This is a genomic window from Dermatophilus sp. B7861-1, assembly GCF_058996045.1.
Genome location: NZ_CM180082.1, coordinates 2,523,795 through 2,548,346 on the forward strand (window position 1 = coordinate 2,523,795; position 24,552 = coordinate 2,548,346).

Annotated in this window: 20 protein-coding genes and 1 riboswitch; of the genes, 3 read left to right on the plus strand and 17 right to left on the minus strand. The window is 58.8% G+C overall.

Annotation, left to right across the window (positions count from 1 at the left end; all coding sequences use genetic code 11):
* Positions 1-68: 68 nt before the first annotated feature.
* Entirely contained in the window at positions 69-1,154 is a 1,086-nt protein-coding gene (locus tag AC2T9U_RS11155) for a hemolysin family protein (protein WP_493696133.1), read from the minus strand.
* Positions 1,151-2,584 carry a hemolysin family protein gene (locus AC2T9U_RS11160; protein WP_115032134.1) on the minus strand — a complete coding sequence of 478 codons (1,434 nt, stop codon included), beginning with the start codon at positions 2,582-2,584 and terminating at the stop codon, positions 1,151-1,153. Before AC2T9U_RS11160 ends, AC2T9U_RS11155 begins: the two co-directional genes overlap by 4 nt.
* A gap of 548 nt (positions 2,585-3,132) precedes the next feature.
* Between AC2T9U_RS11160 and AC2T9U_RS11165 the strand changes: the two genes are divergently transcribed.
* Positions 3,133-3,975 carry a glycoside hydrolase family 26 protein gene (locus AC2T9U_RS11165; protein ID WP_493696134.1) on the plus strand — a complete coding sequence of 281 codons (843 nt, stop codon included), beginning with the start codon at positions 3,133-3,135 and terminating at the stop codon, positions 3,973-3,975.
* Positions 3,976-4,063: 88 nt separating this feature from the next.
* Here the strand turns inward: AC2T9U_RS11165 and metB are convergent, their stop codons facing one another.
* The 9 genes from metB to AC2T9U_RS11210 all read right to left on the minus strand — a co-directional run bounded on the left by metB (position 4,064) and on the right by AC2T9U_RS11210 (position 14,525).
* Entirely contained in the window at positions 4,064-5,248 is a 1,185-nt protein-coding gene (gene metB, locus AC2T9U_RS11170; RefSeq protein WP_493696135.1) for a cystathionine gamma-synthase, read from the minus strand.
* 54 nt (positions 5,249-5,302) lie between these two features.
* A riboswitch (SAM riboswitch) is annotated at positions 5,303-5,417 on the minus strand.
* Between the two features lie 35 nt (positions 5,418-5,452).
* Positions 5,453-5,758, minus strand: a complete 306-nt coding sequence (locus tag AC2T9U_RS11175; RefSeq protein ID WP_493696136.1) for a hypothetical protein — start codon at positions 5,756-5,758, stop codon at positions 5,453-5,455.
* A gap of 262 nt (positions 5,759-6,020) precedes the next feature.
* Positions 6,021-7,754, minus strand: coding sequence for an arginine--tRNA ligase (gene argS, locus AC2T9U_RS11180; RefSeq protein ID WP_493696137.1), 1,734 nt, complete (start codon positions 7,752-7,754; stop codon positions 6,021-6,023).
* A gap of 48 nt (positions 7,755-7,802) precedes the next feature.
* Entirely contained in the window at positions 7,803-8,426 is a 624-nt protein-coding gene (locus tag AC2T9U_RS11185) for an L-threonylcarbamoyladenylate synthase (RefSeq protein ID WP_115032127.1), read from the minus strand.
* Positions 8,427-8,488: 62 nt separating this feature from the next.
* A complete protein-coding gene (locus tag AC2T9U_RS11190; protein ID WP_115032125.1) occupies positions 8,489-9,964 on the minus strand; it encodes a glucose-6-phosphate dehydrogenase in 1,476 nt (491 codons plus the stop codon).
* 170 nt (positions 9,965-10,134) lie between these two features.
* Entirely contained in the window at positions 10,135-11,778 is a 1,644-nt protein-coding gene (locus AC2T9U_RS11195) for an amidohydrolase (protein WP_115032123.1), read from the minus strand.
* Positions 11,779-11,894: 116 nt separating this feature from the next.
* The gene (locus AC2T9U_RS11200; protein WP_493696138.1) at positions 11,895-13,430 is read right to left on the minus strand and encodes a plasmid pRiA4b ORF-3 family protein; all 1,536 of its coding nucleotides are present in this window, start codon (positions 13,428-13,430) and stop codon (positions 11,895-11,897) included.
* 171 nt (positions 13,431-13,601) lie between these two features.
* The gene (locus tag AC2T9U_RS11205) at positions 13,602-13,865 is read right to left on the minus strand and encodes a GlsB/YeaQ/YmgE family stress response membrane protein (RefSeq protein WP_115032119.1); all 264 of its coding nucleotides are present in this window, start codon (positions 13,863-13,865) and stop codon (positions 13,602-13,604) included.
* A 216-nt stretch (positions 13,866-14,081) separates the two neighbouring features.
* Complete coding sequence (locus AC2T9U_RS11210; protein WP_493696139.1) at positions 14,082-14,525, minus strand: hypothetical protein; 444 nt, start codon at positions 14,523-14,525, stop codon at positions 14,082-14,084.
* Positions 14,526-14,613: 88 nt separating this feature from the next.
* Between AC2T9U_RS11210 and aroD the strand changes: the two genes are divergently transcribed.
* The gene (aroD, locus tag AC2T9U_RS11215) at positions 14,614-15,423 is read left to right on the plus strand and encodes a type I 3-dehydroquinate dehydratase (protein ID WP_493696140.1); all 810 of its coding nucleotides are present in this window, start codon (positions 14,614-14,616) and stop codon (positions 15,421-15,423) included.
* Here aroD and AC2T9U_RS11220 read toward each other — a convergent pair whose 3' ends face one another.
* On the minus strand, positions 15,424-15,936 hold the full coding sequence (locus AC2T9U_RS11220) for a MarR family winged helix-turn-helix transcriptional regulator (protein WP_051277609.1): 513 nt from the start codon (positions 15,934-15,936) through the stop codon (positions 15,424-15,426).
* A gap of 522 nt (positions 15,937-16,458) precedes the next feature.
* Between AC2T9U_RS11220 and AC2T9U_RS11225 the strand changes: the two genes are divergently transcribed.
* Positions 16,459-17,643, plus strand: coding sequence for a glycerophosphoryl diester phosphodiesterase membrane domain-containing protein (locus tag AC2T9U_RS11225; RefSeq protein ID WP_493696141.1), 1,185 nt, complete (start codon positions 16,459-16,461; stop codon positions 17,641-17,643).
* Positions 17,644-17,697: 54 nt separating this feature from the next.
* Here AC2T9U_RS11225 and cobA read toward each other — a convergent pair whose 3' ends face one another.
* From cobA to AC2T9U_RS11250, 5 genes are all read right to left on the minus strand, one after another.
* On the minus strand, positions 17,698-18,693 hold the full coding sequence (cobA, locus tag AC2T9U_RS11230; protein ID WP_493696142.1) for a uroporphyrinogen-III C-methyltransferase: 996 nt from the start codon (positions 18,691-18,693) through the stop codon (positions 17,698-17,700).
* A 152-nt stretch (positions 18,694-18,845) separates the two neighbouring features.
* Positions 18,846-21,602 carry an alpha-amylase family glycosyl hydrolase gene (locus AC2T9U_RS11235; RefSeq protein ID WP_493696143.1) on the minus strand — a complete coding sequence of 919 codons (2,757 nt, stop codon included), beginning with the start codon at positions 21,600-21,602 and terminating at the stop codon, positions 18,846-18,848.
* 235 nt (positions 21,603-21,837) lie between these two features.
* Positions 21,838-22,293: a GatB/YqeY domain-containing protein gene (locus tag AC2T9U_RS11240; RefSeq protein ID WP_493696144.1), complete on the minus strand. Its 456-nt coding sequence runs from the start codon at positions 22,291-22,293 to the stop codon at positions 21,838-21,840.
* Between the two features lie 35 nt (positions 22,294-22,328).
* The gene (locus tag AC2T9U_RS11245; protein ID WP_493696145.1) at positions 22,329-23,300 is read right to left on the minus strand and encodes an alpha/beta fold hydrolase; all 972 of its coding nucleotides are present in this window, start codon (positions 23,298-23,300) and stop codon (positions 22,329-22,331) included.
* A gap of 220 nt (positions 23,301-23,520) precedes the next feature.
* Positions 23,521-24,438 carry an endonuclease/exonuclease/phosphatase family protein gene (locus AC2T9U_RS11250; protein ID WP_493696146.1) on the minus strand — a complete coding sequence of 306 codons (918 nt, stop codon included), beginning with the start codon at positions 24,436-24,438 and terminating at the stop codon, positions 23,521-23,523.
* Between the last annotated feature and the right edge of the window lie 114 nt (positions 24,439-24,552).

Genomic DNA, 24,552 nt, shown 5'->3' on the forward strand with positions numbered 1-24,552 from the left:
TCAGGGGCTTGGTCATAACGCATCATTTGTTATGGCCAAGCCCCTGACATTGTTTGTCGTAAAACTATTTACACATTCTGTTGCAGCCCACGCCCCGCCGATGCAGCATCAGGCACCGCAATCGCCTCTCGCACATCACCGACCAGCTCTTCCAGCACGTCCTCCAACGCAATTACCGCGCCCTGAGAGCCCGCCGGAACCCCCTCCTCCCCGGTCAGCACTGCCAAATGCACTTGGCTACGCTGCATACGCCTGACTACCTCGCGCAAACCCATGTCCGCTGGAATCGAGGGCAACGGGCTCAAGTACCGCGGCACTGCTGGCTGCGAGGCATCCGGGGCCCCCAATACATCTTTGACGTGCACGTAACCGATGTACATGCCCTTGCCCCCCACCACCGGGAAGCGACTGAATCCTGTCTGGGCAGCCAACTGTTCCAGCTCTAAAATCGACACTGAATCCGGGACTGTCCTCAACGAGTCAGCAGGCAATGCCACGTCCGAGGCCACACCCGTTTCGAAGTCAAGGGCATGCGCCAGCAGCGCCGTCTCATCTTCATCCAGAACGCCTTCGCGCCCTGACTCTTCAATGAAAGACCGCACCTGATCCCGATCGAAGGCCGCCGTCACCTCATTCTTAGGCTCTACCCGCACTAGTTTCAGCGCCACATTCGCCGTCGCATTCATCAACCACAAAAACGGTCGAGCGAGGAAGTCAAAAAAGTACATGAAAGGTCCCAGCACCAACGAAGCCCTCAAAGGCCCCGCCAATGCAATGTTCTTGGGGACCATCTCTGCCAACACCATGTGCAGGTAGATAACGATGACCAAAGACAACACCAACGCTGCCGGTCCTACCAGCCACGCTGGCGCCCCCATGAATGCAAACGGAGCCGCCATGAGGTGATGCAGTGCAGGTTCACCTACTGCACCAATTGCCAACGACGAGGCTGTAATACCCAGCTGGGTGCCGGCAATCGCGACGTTGACGTCTTTAACCACCTTCATGGTGATTCGCGCCGACCATTTACCTTCGTGGACTAGTGGCTCTAGCTGGTCGCGGCGAACTGAAACCAGTGCAAACTCTGCAGCCACAAAGATCGCGTTAAACACGAGAAACACCAGCATGATCGCCAGCGCGGCACCTTCGTTCATCGTGCACCACCCTCAACGTCGTTAGCCGTGTTCTCGGACTCCACAGACGAGTCGCCATGACCAAGCTCAGATACGCGCGGATCTTCGTCGAAGCGGTGCACGATCATCCGATCCACGCGATGGCCATCCAGGCTCACCACCGTCAATCTGATCCACGCAGGCACGGCTCGTTCTTTGTCATCAAGACGTTGTGGGTCTTTCACTTCAAGAACGGTCTGGTCTCCTGGCTCTGGGATCCGATCCAGCTGCTCCACTACGAGACCGGCCATCGTGTCGGTGTCTTCACCCTCGGGGATTTCTAGGCCAATAATTGCTGAGGCTTCATCTGGCCTGAGCAAACCAGAAATCATCCATCCGCCGTCATTGGTGCGCCGATATCTGCGCACATATTGGTCGTGTTCGTCTCGAATCTCACCAACGATTTCTTCAACGAGATCTTCCAAAGTCACCAGACCTGCGGTACCGCCATATTCATCAATCACGATTGCTGCTTGCAGCCCAGGCTCACGCAATTCACGCATGAGCGGATCCAGCGTCATCGTTTCGGCGACTACGTACGGCGCAACCATGAACTCTTCGACACGACGCTGCGCGCGCATCTGGATGGGTACTCCCAATGTGGCTTTGTAGTGAACGATGCCCACAATGTCATCGACGTCATCACCTTGGACGGGGAATCTGGAGTGTCCTGATTCGATAACAAGGGCGATCAGCTCTTCCACTGTGGTTTCTCGTTCTACGAAGTTCACACGTGGGCGCGGAACCATCACTTCAGCGGCTGTGCGGTCACCGAATTCAATTGACCGCGCCACCAGCTCTGCTGTGGCTTTATCGAGTGTGCCTTCTTCGCCTGAGTACTGCACCAGTGCAGTCAATTCTGCGGGGCTACGAGCTTGATCTAATTCGCTTGCGGGTTCCATACCTAACGCGCGCACCACTCGTTCGGCGGCTCGATCAAAAAAACGAACCAACCAACCAAACAAACGCATGTACCAAGCCTGCGGATAAGCAACCAAACGGGCTACGCGGTTTGGTTCAGCAATCGCCCAACTTTTAGGAACTAGTTCCCCGAAAGCCATCTGAGTAAAAGTGGCAATAATGAAGGCTCCGGATACGGATACAGCCATCGACACCGAGGCCGGAAGGGCTGTTGCATTCAGGGCAGCAGCCAGAAGCTGACCTACAGAAGGCTCAGCCACATATCCAGTAATCAGGCTGCAGGCTGTGATACCTAACTGAGCTCCCGACAACTGTTCGGACAACTTACCCAGACCGCGCTCGACTTGTTGCGCCGTCGGATCTCCTTCAGCCGCAGCTTTTTGCACTCGAGATCGGTCAACGGTGATATATGAAAACTCCACCGCAACGAACAATGCATTCGCAGCAATCAACAAAATCAAAATACCGAGGAGGAACCATGCAGAGGTCATCGGCCACCCTCACCGTGGTGAACCCCCACGGTTGTTATCGGTGAAAGAAGAACGACCGGACGTAGGGTCGCCGGGCTGTTCGCGAGGCGACCCTTTGATTGTCGGGATATGTCCATGACAACTCATCGTAGAGCCCTTGACCCAGCAGAGATGCCTCGCGCTTGCCCGTATCCCAACAGAAGTCATATCTGTGTTCTGTATATATCCAGATTCCCCCGGTATCGTCGAAAAGGACAAGGGTCGGAGCGGGGGGCTCCACTACGTCACGGCACACACCCGGGGGTCTCATGACAGCTACATCATGCGTCGTTAAATACCGCGGCCGCTGGGTACGCGTAACAGCTACTATCGCAACGCTTCTCGCAACGTTAATTGCAGTCTCTTCTTGTTCTTCTTCTGGAATTCCTGACGATATCGACAGATCACCCAATAAGAACTATCGATACACTCCCAGACCCAGCGGACTTCTCTGGGACAGCGGCGTATTTGGACATGATCCGAAAATCACTGGCGCGTTTGAAAAAATGCGAGGACACAAACTAGATGTCTTGGGCGTGTCCCCTACCCGCGGAAGCTGGGAGGAACACCTCAGCGACTGGTGGCTCACCGAGAAAACCATTCCTGCCGGTTTCTCCGGAACACTCAACATCTCTGTGCAGCTCTTCCCTAAAGACGGGACGTTAGAGAAAGCCGCCCAAGGCGCATACAACGAAGATTTCAAACGACTAGGCGCTTTGATCGCCACGAAGTACCCCAATGCGTATGTCCGCCCTGGGTGGGAATTCAACATCGTGAATTGGCCTTGGAAAGCAACACCGTCCAATGTCGGCACCTTTAAAACAGCTTTTCGGCAGGCATCAACCTCGCTTAAATCCGGCGGTCCCGACCTTCGGATTGTCTGGAACCCCAATGAGGGTCGCGGAAATTCGCTGCCTGATGCAACGACTGCCTGGCCTGGAGACGACGTCGTAGACATTGTCGGTATCGACGCCTACGACTGGTCCCCGCCGTACGACCAGAAAGGGTGGAAAGAACACAGGACACGTCCGCAAGGCTGGGACTACTGGGGCACGTTTGCCCGCACGCACGGCAAAAAGTTCGCTCTTCCCGAGTGGGGTGTCATACGGGGATCAGAGGAATCCGGCGGAGATAACCCTCAATACATTCATTACGCATATGGGTGGATGTACGCCAATCGCGACATCATGGCTTTCGATACATACTTCGAAGAGCCCGACGACTACTGCAAATGTGCTCTCTCTATTAACCCCGAGGCACAAGGGGCCTACATGGCCTGGATGCCACAACTTACGTACCACGCACCGGGGTCAGCAACAGCAGCGACAGCCGCCTTACCTGCTGCTCTATCGCCACGGCGGGAATTTTTATAGTGATTTCGAAGGTGAATTTGCCACTCACGTGACGGCAAGGTGCGTTCGGTGTTCCTGTGCCGCCACGTGAGTTGGTGCATTGCTGTCCTCAGGACCGATGGGCACGATCGAGTGCCATGGTGAGATCTGTCAGCAGGTCCTGGATGTCCTCGATCCCCACAGCTAGGCGCAGCATTGCTTCGGTGATTCCTGCGGCTTGGCGTGCCTGTTCGGTCATGGTCGCGTGACTCATGGTGGTGGGGTGTTCTATGAGGGACTCGGTGCCGCCAAGCGATTCGGCGAAAGTGAACAGTTGGAGGCCGTCTAAGAAGGCTTTGACTGCAGTGAGGCCACCGCACAAATCAAAGCTGACGATGGCGCCGAAACCGTCTTGTTGGCGGGATGCCAAATCGTGTCCAGGGTGGTCGAGCAAGCCTGGGTAGTAGACACGTTCTACTGCGGGGTGAGCTTGGAGTGCTTCGGCGATTGCTTGGGCGTTTGTGCGGTGTGCAGCAATACGGGGACCGATGCTGCGTAGTCCGCGCATGATCATGTGGCTGTCGTAGGCACTGCCGGCGGTTCCGAGGTTATTGGCCCAGAAGCGTAGGTTGTCTGCGCCTTGTTGGGTGGAGGCGATGATGGCTCCGCCGATAACGTCGCTGTGTCCGTTGATGTACTTGGTGGTGGAGTGCATGACGTAGTCAGCACCAAGGCTCAGGGGTCGCTGTTGCAGTGGGGTCAGGAAGGTGTTGTCGGCGACGACGACAGCATCTGCTTCATGGGCCGCGGCGGCGACGGCAGCGATATCTGTGATGCGCATGGTGGGGTTGGAGGGGGTTTCGATCCACACAAGTGCAGTTGGGTGGGCCTGGAGGGCAGCGCGTACTGCGTTGATGTCAGTGAAGTCGGCGGTGGTACACGTGAAGTGTCCGCGTTCGGCGAGAGATTCGAAGAGTCGCCAGGTTCCGCCGTAACAGTCGGCGGGGACGAGAATGTGGTCTTCGCTGTTGGTCAGCATGAATAAGAGGGTGGTGATGGCGCCCATTCCCGAAGAAGTGGTGACACCGCCTACACCTTCTTCAAGGGTGGCGAGGGCGCGGGTGAGGATGTCTCGGGTGGGGTTGGTGTCGCGGCTGTAGTCGTGGATGCGTTTGGTGTTGAAGCCTTCGAATGTGTATGTGGTGCTGAGGTATAGCGGTGGGATAACGGCGCCGTGGTTGGGGTCTTCGGCGATGCCGGTGCGGATGGCGCGGGTGATCGGTGAGATGTCGTGCATGTGCGTGCGGCCTCTCATGGATGTGTTCTGTGCGTAGGAGGCCACATCCATGTCCGCATTCGTGCGCGGTTGAGTCCATCTGTCGGCTTTCGGGTGAAGGCCGCAGGATGTGGCACCGTGCGCGCAGGGGTTTGGCGTGGTTGCCCCGGCATCATCGGTCCAGTCCCTCAGCCGGTCGTGATGGATTCGTGTCCAGGCTAACAGGCGATTTTTGGTGGTAGGTCACGCTTCCCAGTAGGGGGTGCGGTTGGGGAGGGTGAAATCGTGGAGCCAGTGTGAGTGGGCGTAGTCGATGGCGGCTTGATGGCGCAGTGTGGTGAAGAGGTTGGGCTCGTTTTCGTAGAGGGGGCGTCCATTTTCGAACGCGGTGTGGGCGGCGATGGGGTCATCCCAGTTGAGCGCGATGACGTCCAGCCGTTCGGTGGGAAGGATGGCGAGGAAGGCTGTGACGACGCGGAGGTGGTCGATGTTTTGGTGGGTGGGTAGGTAGGCCAGGTCGAGTCGGGGAGCGTCAGTGGTGCTGGTCACACAGGTGCCGTGGAGCATGAGTAGGGCGATTTCATGCTGTATGCATAAATCCCTCAGAGTGCTTGTGAGCTGCGGATTTTGCAGCTGACGCATAGTTTGGGTCACCGTCGCCATACTGCAGGGTATGTGGGGGCGGTGCGCTGTCTCTAGGGTTCTGAGGTCGGTGGGATATGACGCACATTTCGCCGGGTTTTGTTGTCCCGGTGGATGGGGTTATTGCCAGGGGCGGGCGGGCCAGGGAGCCGTCGCCCGCCCCTGGGGGTCACATGCGTTCGGGTGCGCGGATGCCCAGGAGGTCTAGGCCGGTAATGAGTACCTCGAGGGTTACTTTGCACAGGGCTAGGCGGGATGCGCGGATATCTTCGTCCTCGGCGCCCAGGACGGGGCAGTTTTCGTAGAAGGCGCTGAAGAGTTGGGCCAGGTCGAACAGGTATGCCGCGAGGCGGTGGGGTTCGCATAGAGCCCCGACTGCGGCGACGGTGCTACCGAATTCGAGCAGGTGTAGTGCTAGGGCGCGTTCGTGGGGTTGCTGTAGGCAGATGGTGTCTGCCACGGCGATTCCAGCTTCGTCGGCGGAGCGGAAGATGGAGCGTAGACGGGTAGCGGCGTATTGCAGGTAGGGGCCGGTGTTGCCGGTGAGGTTGAGCATGCGGTCTAGGTCGAATACGTACTCGGAGTCGTGAGCGACGGAGAGGTCTGCGTATTTGACGGCGCCGATGCCGATTTGCCGGGCGATTTCTGCGCGTTCTTCTTCGGCAAGCTCGGGACGGGCAGAATCGATGTGACGTTTAGCTTTGGCAACGGATTCGTTGAGAAGGTCCATGAGGCGCAGGGGAGCCCCCGAGCGGGTGCGCAGGATCTTACGGTCTTCGCCGAGCACGTTACCGATCTTGATGTGAGTGGCTTCGACGTCTTCGGGCAGCCAGCCAGCTTTGGCAGCGGTGGCGAACATCATGTTGAGGTGGAGTGCCTGAGGTGCGCCGATAACGTAGAGAATTCTGCTGGCTTTGAGGTTACGGACGCGGTGGCGAATGGTGGCTAGGTCGGTGGTTGCGTAGCCGTATCCGCCGTCAGATTTGCGGATGATCAGTGGTACGGGTTTGCCTTCACGGCCAGTGAATTCTTCGAGGAAGACGCACAGGGCACCGTCATCGACGACTGCGATGCCGCTGGTTTCGAGTTGGTGGCAGACGTCGGGAAGTTCGTCGTTGTAGGTGGATTCACCGGCGAGGTCATCGTCGGTGAGGGTGACATCCAGGGCGGTGTAGATGCGGTTGAAGTAGGCCTTGGATAGTTCGATGAGGGTTCCCCACAGTTCAAGGGTCTGGGGGTCTCCGGCTTGCAGTTTGACTACGCGGCTGCGGGAGCGGGTGGCGAATTCAGCGTTGCCGTCGAACTTGGCGCGGGCAGCTTGGTAGAAGGCGTTGGGGTTGTTCTTGAGCAGTGCTGCTTCTTCGGATTCGAGGCCGACTTCCAGGAGGTGCTCAATGAGCATGCCGAAGGGGGTTCCCCAGTCGCCGATGTGGTTTTGGCGAATGACGTTGTGCCCAAGTTTTTCGAGGGTGCGGGCAAGGCAGTCACCGACGACGGTGGTGCGTAGGTGCCCGACGTGCATTTCTTTAGCGACGTTGGGGGCGGAGTAGTCGATCGGGATGTTGGTGGGTTCTTGGGCGGGAATACCCAGGCGCTCATCTTGGGCGAGGTCGGTGACGAGGGTGGCGAGCCATTCGTCGGAGAAGGTCAGGTTGATGAATCCGGGGCCGCTTACTTCGATGTTGCTTGTTTCGTTAGCCAGGTCGAGATTGGCGACGATGGCTTCGGCGACGTCGCGAGGCTTCTTGCCTGCTTTTTTGGCCAGTGCGAGGGGTGCGTTGATTTGGATGTCGGCGTATTGGCTTGGTCGGAGTACGGGGTCTGCGCCTGCGTATTCGTCGCCGAGGGCAGCTGCGATCGCGGCGGAGACTTTAGGGGTGATGACATCCAGGGGCGTACTCATGGAGCAAGTCTAGGCCTGTCGTGGTGGCTATTGCGGCTGAGGGTTTGCTCATGCGTCGAAAAGGGCGGTGTCTCCGGCTCCGCGGCGCAGGATTTCGGGAATATCGCTGGTGAGATCAATAACAGTGGTGGGATCGATGCCAGCGTCGTCGGCGTCGATAACGGCGTCGACGAGGTGGTCAAGTTCTTCTTTGACCATCCAACCGTTGATCATGGGGGTGGTTTCGTCGGGGAGGATGAGTGTGCTGGTAAGCATAGGTTCGCCCAGTTCGGTGAGTAGTGCCTGGACGACTTTGTGGTCGCTGATGCGTACACCGACGGTTTTGCGTTTGGGGTCTAGAAGTTTGCGTGGCACCTCGGAAGTTCCTTTGAGGATGAAGGTATAGGGGCCGGGAGTGGCTGCTTTGACGAGACGGAATTGACTATTGGAGAGCATGACCAGTTGCCCTAGTTGAGCGAAGTCGCTGCACATGAGTGAGTACTGGTGTTCTTTGCCGAGTTTGCGGATGTCGCTGATGCGTTGTTTCCCGGTGGCGTTTCCGATGGCTGAGCCGAGTGCGTATCCGGACTCGGTGGGGTAGGCGATGATTCCGCCCTCGCGCAGGATGGTGACTGCTTGGGCGATGAGGCGCGGTTGGGGGTCGATGGGGTGGATGTCGAGATAACGAGCCATGGTGGAAGGCTAAATGACGAGGGCCGACGGCGGGTTAAGGCTCGTCGGCCCTCGTGGTGGTGTTAGACGAAGGTGTCCCATTCGTCGGGTCCGTGGGTGCCTGCGGAGTATTCGTGCATGGGTACTTCGTTGTTGCGCCAGGCTTCGACGACGGGGGTGAGGATGCGCCACATCTCTTCAGCGGTGTCACCGCGGACGGATAGGAGTTGGTCACCGTCCATGATGTGGCCGAGGATTTCGCCGTAGGGGCGAATGGCACTTTCTCCAAGGACTGCGGTCATGCGGCTGCGTTCGAGTTTGAATTTGTCGCCGGAGCCGTTGGTGGCGATGTCGAGTTGGAGTTCTTCTGGTGACAGGGAGATGGTGAGGGTGTTGGCGCCGGGGGCGGGGCCGAATCCGGTGGGTAGGTGTCCGACGGGTTTGAAGTGCAGGACGATTCGGCGGTCGTTTTTTCCTAGGGCTTTGCCGCTGCGCAGGCGGAAGGGCACTCCTGCCCAGCGTTCGTTGTTGATGCGGACGGTGACCTCGGCGAGGGTTTCGGTCATGTTGTCGGGGTTGACGCCTTTTTCCTCGACGTAGGCGGGTACTTTCTTGCCTTCGACAACGCCGGCGGAGTAGCGGGCACGGCGGGAGGATTGGGCGGGGTCTTCGTCCCAGAGAGATACGCAGCGTAGGAGGTGGGTTTGTAGGTCGCGTAGTTCGAGTTCTTCGAGTCGGGAGAGGTCTTCCATGGCAGTCAGGGCCAGCATGAGCAGGAGGTGGGATTGGATCATGTCGATGAGGGCGCCGGCGTGGTCGTAGTAGGCGGCGCGGCCTTCGAGGGCGAGGGATTCGTCGAAGATGATGTCGACGGATTCGATGTGTGTGCAGTTCCAGAGGGGTTCGAAGACGCGGTTGGCGAATCGGAATCCGAGAAGGTTGAGTACTCCGGATCGGCCAAGGAAGTGGTCTACTCGGTAGATCTGGGATTCGTCGGCGAAGCTGTGTAGGAGTTCGTTGAGTTCGCGTGCGGTTTGCAGGTCGTTGCCGAAGGGTTTTTCTAGGCCGAGGCGAATGTTGGGGCCGATGCCTATGGTGGCGAGCACTTCAAGAACTTTGCGGGTGATGCGTGGGGGCAGCGCGAAGTAGATGATGGCGGGCTCGTCGCCTAGTTCGGCGATGAGGTCGCGGACTGCGGCGGAGCTGAGTAGGTCAACTTTGGTGTAGCTAGATCGTTCGGCCAGGCGGGAGGCACCGCGTTGTCCGCAGCCTCCTTCGGCAAGAGCTTGCAGGACGCGTAAGCGCCATTCTTCGTCGGAGAGGTCATCGGCGGCGGCGCCGAGGATGCGGACCCGTCGTTCGGGATCGGCTAGGAGGAGAGTGCCCAGTCCAGGTAGGAGGAGGCGCCGGGTGAGATCGCCGGAGGCTCCGAGGATGAGCAGATTGACGCGGGGGCTTCGGGGGCCTTCGGAGGAGAGGCGTTGGGCGTCGCTGGGGGTCAGGACGCTGTCGGTGCCTGCTTCATGGATGCTTCGGTGTGGTGTGGCGGACTGAGGCATGGCACCTTCCCTGGGTTGTGTTCATAGGTGAGGTGTGTGCACCTCATCGGGGTTCCCTGGTGCCCAATCGGTTTGTCGGTGGCGCGGCTGAATAGTGCGGCTGATATTCATGGTTGCTGGGGTGGGGCTGGCAGGTGGGGTGTATGCATCGACTGGTGGTGGTCTGTGTTTTAGGTGTCGCGGCGGTAGACGCGTTCGCCGTCGATCCAGGTGGAGGCGACGCGCACTTGGCCGAGTTCTTTGGCTGGGGTGGTGAAGACGTCGCGGTCGAGGATGACGAAGTTGGCGAAGGCGCCTTGAGCGATGCGTCCTAGGCCGGTATGGGGTGCCACGCGCACTGCTCGTGAGGTGTACATGAGGATGGCTTGAGGGATGGTGAGGGCGTTGGCGAATCCGAGAGTGGTGCCGTTGCTGGCGGTGCGGTCCACGGCGGCTTGGATGGAGGTGAAGACGTTGTCTGCGTCCATCCAGGTGGTGGCGGGGCTGTCTGAGGACAGGCATGAGGCGTGGAAGGAGCGGTATATGCGTTGCAGGGGGTAGGCGTCGACGAGGGCGCGGGTGCTGAGGTTGGCGCTGTAGACGTCCATTTCGGCGAAGTCGAAGATGGAGTGGGTGACGATGCCAAAGTTCATGCGGGAGCGGAGCATGAGCTGTTGTAGTGGTTCGGGCAGGATGCTGGCGTGTTCCACTTGGACGCTGGGTACGTCGGTCATCCAGGGATCCATGTCGCCGACGACGTCGATGAGGAATTCGAGTGCGGCATCGCCCATGGCGTGTGCGGCGAGTTGGACGCGGTTGTCGCGGGCCCATTCGGCGGCGGCGCGGAGTTCTTTTGCGTTGATTGTGCGGCGGCCGAATTGGTCGAAGGTGCCGCGGTAGGGGCGGGCCATCCAGGCGGTTGCGTTGGAGATGGCTCCGTCAATAAAGACTTTGGTACCAGCTATTTTGATGCGGCCGAATCTGTCGTCGTCGGTGAGGACGCGGGTTTTGCCGGCGGCGATTTCATCGGACAGGACGGTCCATGGCAGGTAGATGTTGACGTGCTGGGCGAATCCGGCTTGTTGCGCTTCGCGGAGAATGTCGAGTATGTCGGTAGCTGCGACGGCAGCCAGGTCATCACCCACGCCGACGATGCCGTGACGGGTGAGGTGGTCTCCTACGGCGAGCAGTTCGCGGATGAGGTGGTCACGTCCCATGGGTGGGATGGCTGAGGCTACGGCTTCTACGGCACGGAATTCGGTCAGGATGCCGTTGGGTTCGCCGTTGCTGTGTCGTTCGAAGCGGGCGCCTTCGGGGTCGGGGGTGTCTCGGGTGATGCCTGCCATTCGTAGTGCTACGGAGTTACAGGAGGCGGTGTGTAGGTCTGAGCGTCGAACGAATACTGGCCGGTCGCGGCTAACGAGATCGAGGTCTTTGCGGGTGAGTTGGCGACGCTCTGTTAGGTACATTTCGTCGTAGCCCCAGCCGAGGATCCATTCGTTTTCTGGGGCTAGGTCTGCGTGATAGCGCAGGCGTTTGATGATGTCCGGGATGGTGCGCACCAAGGGCGGCATCAGTGAGGGGCCTGCGGCGAGGGTGGCGACGAGTACCGGATGCTGGTGCACGTCGAGGAATCCAGGGACGACGGTGGCGCCTTGGAGGTCGACGGTGGGAACGTCCCGTACTGCCTCGGGGATGTCTGCCGGTTCGGTGTATTCGCGGTACGGGCCTCCCACCCATGAGAAGCGTCCTCCGTCAATACGGAAGGCGCTAGCGAAATCATCCTCACCACGGCCCGTGAACACCTTGGCGTTGATGAAGAGCCTTCCGGGCATGCAACTCACTCCTCACAGACCATGCTCGCCCCGTCTTACTTTTACAGGACATGCACCTCGACAGTATGTGACCGTTCACCGTGGGTGGGTGTGTGGAACGCGCGAACTATGCCTTGTCACCACATGCGTAATGCTGAGCGCGCTAGCAGGGAAACGCTTTCGGCAAGATCGGAGGCGGGGAATGTGCCGGGGAATGCTTCTGGCATTCGTCCAGCTATGCCGTTTCCTCCGGACAGGATCGCGATGACGGACCATGTCTGGGCACCCCAGAACGCAACGGTGGGGTCATGGAGGTCCCCTTCGCGTGGGTCCCACCCGAGGCCGTGCACAACATCCAGACATAGCCGCGCGATGCGGGCTGCGTGGTGGGTGTAGGGGTCTTGGGCGGTGGGGTCGGCTAGCAGGGCGGGACTAACCACTCCTGATGCTGCGGTAAGTAGTGCCAAAACACCTGCTGCGCAGGCATGTTCGGATCCGCCTAGGGGCAGTCTGCGGGCGATGATTTCTGCTAGGTCGCGGGGAGTGTCTAGGTAGGGAAGTTCTGGGTGGATGTAGGCGTGATCGTCCACGATGTGTATGAGGCGTAGTCCAACTGCGGCGTCAAGCAGTTCGGCGTCGAGGCCGGTAATGGAGGGGCCGCGGTGAGTTGTGTCGGCCCCCAGGGCCCACCCGTGGGGGTCGCCGCATTGACGTAAGAGTTGAGCAAATGGCTCAACCATGAGGGCACAGGTCTGCTCATCGAGGTAGGTAGGTAGTTCGGTGGGATTACTGTCCACTGTCCATATATGTGAGATGTCAGTCACATCTGTTTGGGCGGTCAGGACATACTCGTGGATCAGGGATGAGGTATCTAACCGTGATGCTCCAATGAGGTGACGTAAGGCTTGCCATCCGTGGCTGTCGACGATGCCTGCGATGTCGGTTACGGCAGGATCGAGGCATTCCAGCATTGGTGTTGGCGGAGGTTGTTCCAGTAGGTCTACGTTTTGGACTCGCCGTGCTGCTTTTTCTTTTTCGAACCGGTCGGGGTTTCCGTCGATGAGGCGGGCGCGGGGTTGGCCGGGAAAGCCTCGTTGGATTGTTTCGACAGTGATGGTGTGTTGCTGTCTGTGCGCCAGCCCGTAGCTGTATTGCAGGACTGCTCCTGATGCGGGCAAGACGTCTGCCACCTGGGTGTGGGATTCCTCGTCGTTGTCGCGGTGGCTGTTCTGCTGGGGTGGCTGGATGGTTCGTGTGTGGGTCAGCTGTTCCAGCTCTGTAAGAGGGATGAGTGTGGCTTGTTGAGGATCTGGAGCGTGGGGGAAGGTGAACTGGTGTTGGTGCGTGCCGTCCCATCCCATTGCTGCGCAGAGGACTTCGTGTAGCTGATCCAGGTGTATGGAGGCGTCTATCTCGATTCGGCGCCATGTAGAGGGGTAGGAGTTTTCTAGCTGCACGTGCAGTGTCATGCGCGTGATGCGGGGCACGCTCCACGCCAGTCGATCCTGTGTGGGTGCGGTGATGTTTGCTGTCACGACTTCGGGCAGCTCGGTAGAGCTCGAGGTCTGCTCACTCGAGTTAGTGGTGTCAAGCCGATTGGCCTGGCCGTCACGACCCCCGCGCGGAAACTGATAGACGTTTCCGTTGAAGGACTGAAACTTGCCCTTGGTCACATGGGAACCCTAGGCCTAAGCGAGACAGTATTCACGCTGGTGGGCAGGGATGTGGATTCCACTCAGAGTGAATCTCCGAATCTTTTTGGATTTTATAAACCCGTGTAAGTGCTTGCCTTCTCGATGTTTTTCGAAAAGGCAAACACCTACACGGGTTTAGGTAGAGGTTTTTCAGCGGCGCCCCGTAACCATCTTCACGATCCACAAGAGAATGACAGCGCCAAGCAGAGCTGTCAGGAAGCTAAAAATAAGCCCACCGCCAGCTACATTGACACCAACCAGATTCAAAACAAATCCGCCGATAAGACCACCGATAATGCCAACCACAATGTTGGCAACCAGTCCCATCTGCGCATCTGTACCCATGATTTTGCTGCCAATCCACCCAGCGAGGCCGCCAATAACAATCCAGCCGATCCATCCAAGCGCAAGCATCAGTTCACCTTTCGTGCGGTTCTGAAATCAGAAACGCCCGCGGCAACCGGGCACGTTGAAGGGACAGTCAGAACCATTTTTGGTAACTCACAGCCACAGCGGAAACGGCCACCACGGAAGTATCTATGTGGTCACTAGGTGAGCTAATCAACAACCCACTCCACCCTCAAGGATGAAAACACCTAATACTGAGGGATTTTCAGGACTTTAAAAATTTCACGAACGGTGATGTTTCACGCAGCAGCGCTCAGCGCGACTGTCGGATAGTGCACACGCTGCTCCCGCAGCGACCGCAGTCACCGCGAACACAGACGGCCACGCCCCGATCTTCTTCGCCAACGGATGCGACAAACCAAAAGCGCCCATGTACACCGCGCCCAGCGCACCGGCAACACCCGGACCAGCCACCTTTACCCAGCTACGCCCGGCATATAGTCCAGCCGCTGCTAAAACCACACCTCCCAAGGGTCGTATGCCCGTCTGCTGGGCTGCGGCAAATCCCCCGACCAGTCCGCAAGCAGTCACCAATGCCGTATTCACCGACTCTGGATCACGTAAGACAGTTTTTCTCTGCTCCGCCGCCGCACGAGAACGGTGACGACCTTGGCGCTTAACGTTGCCAGTGATGAGTACGTGATCATTGCTAGAAGACATGGTCATGCCTGGCATCGTATGAGCCGTCACAGAATTCAGCATGAAAAACATGCACATGTCGGTAACGGACCCTCGCACCTGGCAGGAGCCAATCATGGACACCACACCTTTGCCCACCATCCGCGCTGCCGGAGCGATTGGCGCCGGTCGCACCACCATCATCACCCCCCTAGTTGGCTCTGACATCGACACGCTCCGTGAAGAAATCACCCGTGCCGCAGCAACCGAAACCGACATGCTCGAATGGCGCGCCGACCAGTTCCGCCACGCGCACTCCGTCAAGGAATACGCAGACACCCTCGGCCAGCTCACCGAGCACATCGCCTCAACTGGCCGGGACCTGCCCTGTTGCTTCACCTACCGCACCGTGAGAGAAGGAGGAAACGGGTCAGCCACCGAAACCGACTACCTCCACCTCATCGAAACCATTGCAGGTGCTGGCGCTGACTTCATCGATATCGAATACCGACACCCGGTAGGACACACCGCTATCCACGTCGCGCAGGCCGAAGGCGCCCTCGTCATCGCATCCGCACACGACTTCACTGCCACTCCCGAAGTGAGCGCCATGGTGTCTCTACTTGCCGATATGGAAAATGCTGGCGCCGATATCGCCAAACTTGCTGTCACAGCCACCACCTCGCTGGATCTGGCGCATCTTTTCACTGCTACCAGCCTGCGCCACCAAAAAGCCCAAATCCCCCTGATCACGATCGCCATGGGCTCCCTCGGCGCCGCCAGCCGACTTGTTGGCGCAGCGTTCGGGAGCGCGGCCACCTTCGCACGGGTGGCCGCGTCCTCTGCTCCCGGTCAGCTCGCCGTCGACGACGTCGTCACAGTTCTCCATCTCTTGGAGAGAGCCGCCCCGACCCGTGACGACAACGACGACTCAACTGAACACTAGTTAGGCAGCGTCACAGCCATCACGCACTGGCGCTACACGAGCTTCCATCACATCTGCCAGCCGGGAGATCGAGCGCGCCAACTCTCCTCGATCCTCCACGCTCCAGGTGGACAGCAAATCGGCTAGGAAGCCAATCCCCTGCTCATGCACATTGGCCAAAGCGGCCTTACCTTTCACCGTCAAAGTGACGTTGATCGAACGGCGGTCCCGCGGTGAAGCAACCCGCTTGACCAAACCCGCCGCAACAAGCCGCTTCAACTGCATTGTGATTGTTGACTTATCCACGTCCTGCCAGCTGGCAAGATCCGTGGGCCGCACATTCTCATGCTCATGGATGAATCCCAGCAGCCACACATCCGTGTTTGACAAAGCAGGCCGCATGCCCGCGCAGCGGCTACGCCGCGTGCTCTCCCTGGACATGGCGCGAAGAATGCGAATCAACGCGTCGTCAACAGTCCTTTCCACGGGCTGTTCTTCAGACCGGACCTGCTCTTCTAGCCGGGTTCTTGTCACTCCGGCACCTCCCTTCGACCGGAAACGAACTCACGTTCCCCCCGGATTCACTTTCTTCCACGTTCAATGGGGTGTAGCGCGTCACTGATCGACATGCTTAACGGTCAGCAACCCCGGAACATTACCGCCATGACCTCAACACGCCGGAGGCACCGTTCAGGTGACCACCCACCCCCTCCCGCAGTAAGCCATCTACTACGAGACAGGATCGCCTAGACTTCACGCCCCTCAGCGAGGGCTTTGCAGGTCATTGACCCGGCACAAAGCACAAAAGCTCGCCCCTCCCTCGACATCTGACACATCCCGAAGGTGGGTGGCCCGGCGAGCCTGCCTCATCCTTGCGCACGCTTTGTAAACGACCGACCACATGTGGGGACTCCCACGCACTTACATATGTAATAACTGGAGGTTCACCTCGAAACCTTTGGGGGATAAAGAAACTCCCACCCACGCTCACTTTGCCCCACAGACTCCTCTTCTCCCCCACATCTCAATCTCCCCCCAGTCGCCTACGGTGGAGCCATGGAACCCCTCACACCACCACCAACCCGCCTACTACCGCCCTCCCCGATCAAGGCCACCACAGCCTTCACGAAAGCTTTCGCCCTCTTCGGCAAACGCCCCGGGTTGTTCATCGGTATCTCGCTGCTATCGAACGCTGTGCTCTTGATCATCGGCGCAGTCACCGTCCTCGCGGTCGCTTTCATCGCCCTGATTACCGCAGCAGGAAGCTTCGACAGCCTCGGAAAAGTATCCATCTCCTCCGGGAAGCTAGCCGCGGGAGGCCTAGCAGCTGCGGTCGTTCTCCTCATCTCGGCGTTCCTCTACCTAGCCGTCACTGTGAAGATCAACGGCATGCTGTACGTGCTGGCCATCGAAACTGAAGCCACCCGCCGCCCCACATACCGCGACCTTTCCCGCAGCACCAAAGGGCTCTTCCGACGCGCTCTGCCCACCATCGCGTTTATGACTGCGGCGATTGTGCTCTCAATCGTGCTCTTTACCGCCGTCTTGTTCGGCATCGGCGTAAGCGGCCTAGAAGGCCCCACCGCCGGGATTGCTCTCCTCATCACCCTCATAGCGATATCCGTCATCGTGACCTACGTTGCTATCCGCTGGTGCTTCTACCTAGCAACCCTGACCCTAGAAACCGGCAAGGGGCTCAACCCGCTGCGACGTTCTTGGCACCTAACTAAAGGTGCTTTCTGGCGCGTCTTTGGACGTCTGATCCTGTTCAACATCGCTGTAGGAATCGTCTGGTTCATCGTGACAGCCGCGCTAGGCATGGCATTCGGCGCCCCCATGGAAGAAACCTTCGGGAACAATCCCGCAACCTCAGGTGGCGCAGTCACCGCAAATATTTTGAGCACACTGCTCAACATCCTTTTTGCACCGCTCATGGCGTGCTTCATGTCGATCCTCTACTTGGATGAACGCCGCCGCCGCAACGAAGAAGACCCCGCCCCCACAGCGCACGTCATCGACGCTCCCTGGCAAGCCGAAACAAACCAGTGGGGCCAGCCACAAGGCCAACGCTACGGGGCCACTACACCTGAACCTGCGGCTGAAACACCCCAGCGATACGGCCAGCAATCTCCCACCGAAGAGCCCCGATACGGGCAACGCGTCGAAACAAACAATGAAACTTCACAACGCTCCGACGACGACAAAAACACCGGCAACACTCCACCCTCAGCCGGTAACTAACCAGCTCCACATGAATGGGCGGGGTGCCTCACATTTGTGAGGCACCCCGCCCATTCATGACACAACCTCACCAACCCCACCCTGCAACAGGCTCACATCCGCAACACCACCAATAACAATGACTGCCGGAGCAGCCGGAGACTCCCGCTCAACAAACGCCTCCACTTGCCCCACCACACCCCGCACCACACGTTCCTCATCAGTGAACCCCCGCTCCACCACCGCAAACGGAGTATCCGGGTCCATCCCCGCAGCAACCAAAGCACCCATCGAACGAACCATCGTCGCCACCCCCATCAACACCACAATCGTCCCTCCCGCCTGCACCAATCCACGACTCTGCTCCTCAGTGAGAGGTTCATGCCCACTGACCACCGTGAACGCACGCGCAACACCCCGATGCGTCACCGGAATGCCCACCGACTCTGGCACCGCCACCGCCGAAGTAATCCCCGGCAACACCCGCACTTCAATACCCGCCTCCACCGCCGCAGCGACCTCTTCACCACCCCTGCCGAACACAAATGGATCTCCGCCTTTGAGCCGCACCACGTAGTCACCTGCCTGCGCAGCCTGAAGCATGCGGTCCTCAATCTCACGCTGGGGAACCCGGTGGGCGCCAGGAAGCTTACCGACATCAACAATGCGAGCTGCCGGAGCTAAACGAGCGATCGTGACGTGATCGTCATAGGTGGCAAGCCTGTCAGTGAAAACAACATCCGCGTTAAACAGTTCACGACGCACAGCAACGCTCTGCTGATCATGATGCCCCGGACCTGCACCGACAAGAACGATCTGACCGCCGCTATCCGGAACATCAAGACACACCGTGACCCGCCCAACACGCAACGCGGCAACTGTCTCAGCCCATTTGGCTGCGCCACCAGTGACGTCAACGAGGACGCTGCCGCCAGCAGGAACGGCAGCAGGATCGTCAACAACGATCGTCTCTGCCGCCAGCAGTGCGAAACGCTTTACCGCCCAGTTCGCTTCGCGTTCTGGGCCGACCACCACAACAGTGGCGGTCTGCAGGTCGATGTCGATGTACACGCAGCGAAGGTAACACCCACCCGGGCTGTTGGCGCAGGCCGGACGCAGCCCAGCCTGCACCAACAGCCCTGCTATGTCACAAAAATCACCACAAATAGTGCAACGCAGCAACCACCTAGACGGATATGAACCGCAAAGAGCGGTGACTTCTTCTACTCCTGCTGCTCTACCAATTCAGACTCTTCAGCAAGCTGCCCTTCAGCAGCCTCAGCCTCGTCCGCAGGCTCAGGAGGTGTTTGACGAGCCACCGCAATCGACCACGGAGCCATCCGATAACGGTCACCATCGAGATAGTCACGCGGCACCCGATCAGCATCCACCCCCGCTGCTGAATCAATCGCCTCGTGAACATCCATTCCCTGGGCTTCAGCCTCAGCGATCGCCTCACGCACCTGATCGGCATATGCCTGCCCACGGATCGCAGTCGCCAGTGAACCGAACACGTTGTAAAACCGTTCTGCCCACGGTGCCGTATCGATGAGGCGCTCCCACCGATCACCAGGACCTGCCGCCTCCTCCTCAACCAGCTCTGTCTCCTCAGCGCAGGGCTCTTCCAGACTCGGGAAGGTGAACTCGACCTCGTGATCCTCCATGTTGATCAACAAGACAAAATCACCGTCGGGACTTTGCGCTGTCCCCAACCGCACCTGCAACGCGCGATCACCAGGCTGCGTCCATCGACGACCCGAAGGATCACGGAACAGATACTGCACCTCTTCTTCACCGGCATAAGCTCCCCAATACCGTTGGCGCAGCTCCGGAGAGGTATGCCGAATCCACGTGAGAGCTCGCGTGAAAACGAGAATGGGATTGACAGTTTCTCGACAATCCGCCACCCCAAACACGTCGTAGTACATGCCACCGTTTTCCGGGTCATCTGGATCAACCGGAAGCTGCATCGGCGCATTCGAACCAGCCTGCGCCCAGTTGTTCCACATGCCGACCGAATTCAGGTTCCACGGGTTGTTATTTCCGTTCTGACCCCGCCCATACTCGTCTCCACCCACAATCATGGGAACCCCGCGAGAAAACATCAGGATTGCGAGGAAGTTTCGCAACCGGGTACGCCGCAGTGCCTGATCACCACCGGAATCCCACGACTCGTTGTCATCACTACCACCGTCAGAAGGCCCGAACGGCCACGTCAAGGCCTCATTTGTTTTTCCGTTGTACGAGACCAGATCCATCATCGTGAAGCCGTCATGAGCAGTAACGAAATTGATCGACTTTCCCGGATCTTTCTCGTTGTAGAAATGCTCGTAATCGCCATTCATCATGTCGATGAACGAATCCGTGTTCGCATCACCCTTTGTGAAACGTCGCACCGCATCACGGAAACGGCCATTCCATTCAGACCACCCCGGTGGGAAGTTACCGACCTCGTAACCCCACAGATCCCATGCTTCGGCGATAACTTCCGCTCCAGCCAGTTCCCCCAGCCTGGCAATACCGATCAACACCGGATGCTGATCAAAGAATCGTCGTTGCTCTTCCCAATCGTCGCGCTCTGCCTCATCTGGTTTACGCCCCAACACCGGCGCTAGATCAAAGCGGAACCCATCCACGCCCATGTCATGTAGCCAGTACGCCAACGAATCTAATGTCACCGCCGCTGTACATGAGCTGGAGAAATTCATCTGGTTTGATACACCTGTGGCCCCATCAACCAACCGGTTTTCCGCCGTCAACACGTAATACTCCGAGGTGGAGAAGCCACCTAAGGACGTGAACGAGACCGTATCCAGATCCCCTTCCCAGTGCCCTCCTTCACCAGAGTGGTTGTAAACCACATCCACGTACACCTCGATACCGGCGTCGTGGAACGCAGCCACCATCTCTTTAAACTCTCGCGTCGGCCCACCCAACGAACGGTCATGGGCGTACGCCCGATTCGGCGCGAAATAAGCCAAAGTTGTGTATCCCCAATAATTCTCGCGGGGATCTTCTGGCCCCACCGGCGCGTTACGAGACGTAGACTCCTGCACCGGCAAAAACTCGATCGTCGTTACACCCAGCGCCCGCAAATACGGAGCCATATACGCAGCACCGGCATACGTGCCCCGTAGCTCATCAGGCACTCCAACAACCTCACCAAAACCAGCCACATCAGCCAACAACTCCGGTAACCGCACCGAACTTGGATGCGCCGTAAATCCCTGTAGATGCGTCTCATAAATAATCGCGTCCGAAATATGCGTGAATGGCCGCGCCCCCGTAGACGTGCCATCGAGAACAATCACGCCTTTGGGCGCCCACCTGCCCGAATCAAGCTCCCGACGTGCACGCCCATCCACTTCCACCCCACCAGTTGCAAACACATCCGCGCATCCACCGTGCTCACTAATCAAACCCGATGCCAGATTGTGCGTAATTTCTCGGGCATAAGGATCAAAGAGCACCTTGTTCGGATTGAAACGGTCCCCCACCTCATCAACATCCGCCACAAACCCCGCCGCTGAACCACCTCGACACCACTGCGGATCAACTACCCAGTTTGGGCCCCAACAACGGAACCCATACAACGTGCCGTGCCCTGGGCCTTGCACCCGCGCACGCCACACACCGTCTTCACCTCGAGCCATGTCAAACTCAGCTGCCGCATCCACCCCAACAGCCTCAGCGTAAAACTCCAGCAACACCCGCTGCGCACGCGGCGCATACACAGCGAACGTGCACCCCACCCGTTCCTCGGCCGGGACATCCTCACAGAACCCGCGATGCCCACGCTCCACCCGCACCGGCGGCACCGATCCGGACAAGATCTCCTCAGCAGTCACCACCAGCCGTCCCGCCTCATGAGCCCCTAACGGCCACGACGCCTGCGCCCACGTCTGCGGCGCACACGCCTCAAACGCCTCTACCGCGATACCGCCACCCACAGAACTCGTTTCATCGCACTGCTCCGACATGAAGTGGCTCCTCCACTGCGCTCAAGCATGTACGTGAACCACCTATCGGCCACGTACAGAGACATAGACAGGTCGGAGGAACCCTATGCGGATACAGCACCATGCACGAACTCGACGCACGCAACCCGGACCCACCAAAAACGCTCTGCCCCAGTCACCCACGCAAACACAACCGGTCAACCAGCCGATGAGAGCGGCGCCCACCACCTCACGCCGCCCACACCGAAGAAAACCATCAACCCATCAAACGCGCCTTAACCAAAGCCGAGACCCGACCACCATCAGCACGCCCAGCAACCGCCGCGGTCGCCACCTTCATCACTTGACCCATTTGCTTCATGCCAGTCGCTCCGACCTGCGCCACTGCCTCATCCACAATCTGCGCCAATTCGGCATCCTCCAACTGTGCTGGCAAATACTTCTCCAACACCGCCAGCTCGGCACTTTCCCGATCAGCCAACTCCGGACGACCAGCCTCGGAGTACGCAACCACCGACTCCTTACGCGACTTCGCCTCCTTCGCCAGCACCTTGAGCACCTCGTCGTCACTCAACGAACGCGCTTCCTTACCAGCAACTTCGGCATTCGAAATCGCCGTCATCACCATCCGCAGCGTCGCCGTGACCACCTCATCACGAGCCTTCATCGCCGCGTTCAAATCAGAGTGCAACTGCTCTTTCAAAGAAGTCATGCACCTAATCCTCCCACCACCTCACCTGAGCATCACTATCCCCCACCGACATTCCCGACAGGCCAATGCGCCCCCAACCAACGCTCAAGCACCACCCAAGCAGCACAACCAGGCCCGCCATTGAGCACTTCATGACGCTCACCAGGCAACACCACACACTCCACCTGCGCACCCAGCCCGCCCCGCACCCGCGCAGCAGCCTGACGCACCCCCACACCCATACCTCCCACCGGATCATCTACCCCAGACAAAAACAACACCGGCACCTGCAGATACCGCCCATCACGCCGATTCACTCGACCAACAGCCCTGACCAGATCACGCCACAAACCCAACGACGAAGCATGCCCAGCCAACGGATCCGCCTCATAGGCATCCACCACCTGCGACCGCACGCTCAACCAGTCATTGCCTGTTCGCGTGCGCCCACACTGAGCGTTATACCCACCGAACACCAACCGATCCATCAAGCCACACGGCCGCGCCCACCCCCATATCGAGGCCAACCCGCCCAACAAAACATCCGTCAACAGCACCGGCACCGCAAGCGGCCCTCCAGAACCCACAAACACGAACCCATCAACCCGCACATCTGCCACCGCGTGACGCATAGCTACCTCACGCACAACGAAAGAACCCATGCTGTGCCCTACTACCACCAACGGAACCCCCGGGAATTCTTCTGCAACCGCCCTCAACCGCGTCTGCACATCACCCACCAACGCATCCCAGCCACCCTCCACATGCCCTAAATGACCAGAGCCGCCCACCGAACGGCCATGCCCTCGCTGATCATGCGCACACACCGCCCACCCCAACCCCACCAAAAACTCCGCCACACCTGCATACCGCCCCGCATGCTCAGCCATCCCGTGCACCAGATACACCACACCACGCACCTGCCCGCGCGGGCGCCACACATACCCACCTAATAGCACCCCATATGCACCTTCAACCTGGCCCTTCCACGCTTGCAGACCAGAACCCTCACCGCACACAAAACTCATTGCCCCATCCTGCGCCGACCACCCCTCGCTACGCACTATGCATTCAGAAAAACATGGATCCGAAAAGCTCAATAATAAATTTCCCAAAAGCTCACGAATACACAGCGATTCAAAATCGCACCACGAAGCGCAAATATCGCTTGAAATGAATAGCTCACTCTCTTGTTATCAACACAAAATTCACTACTTCTGTCTTATAAGAACGCGCCTGGATCCCGGCTCACTTCCGCACCAACTGCGCCCACACCGCCGCATGATCACTCACCTTCGAAGGCAACACTCCAGCAGCAGCAACCTGGAACCCCCGCGCCACCACATGATCAATTTGCACGAACGGCGGGAAAAACCATCCCATCGGCCACGTCCGAGTCCAAGGAACCCCACCCGATGGAGCCTCCACCATCCCGTTCAACAACCTCCTGAACACCGGATGCGAGCGCGAAGCGTTGAAATCCCCCGCCATCACCAACCGCTGCTCACTACTACGCTGCTGCACCCAGTCCACCAATCCCACCTGATCCCGATACCACCGGTTCACTGGGTCAAGTCGTGGTGACCACGGATGCACTCCCCGAAACAACGTCCCATCAGCCAACCGCACTGCTGGCATATCGAACTGCTCCACCTCACCAGAACCCACATCCACCACCTCGTTACATCGCGCTCGAGCACCAATATCCACACACGACATCGGCTCACGCGTCGCCACCACTGTCGCCGAAGAGCCACCTACCGTGCCCGTCGCATACGGCAAATACTCTTTTAACCCCGCCTTCAACAACCCCTGCCAATTCGTAGGTGACTCCTCCACCAACACCAACACATCCGGCCGCAGCTGCCTCACTTGCTCAACGGTCGTTGCCGGAACCTCAATCCCGAAATACGTATTCACAGACAAGACCGTCAACATGTCTGACGGACGTTGCCCCACCGTCACTGGCACCGACGGCTGCCGATCAACCACATCCCCTAACACCGGCGCGAACAACACCACCCCCACCACAGCCATCACTAGCGCCTGTCGCCGCGATATCCACCACAACCCCAACGCCACCGGCACAGCCGCCAACGCCAACGCAGGCGCCAACGCTTGCAACAAGGGCACAAAACTCCACTGCTCGCCATCCACCAATGACACACATGCCACCAGCACCCCTATACCAACAATCCCCCAGCCACATCCACGTACCCACCGCATCATCAGAAAAACCCCCGAAAAATCAACACTCGCAAGCGAAACAACCTAACCACC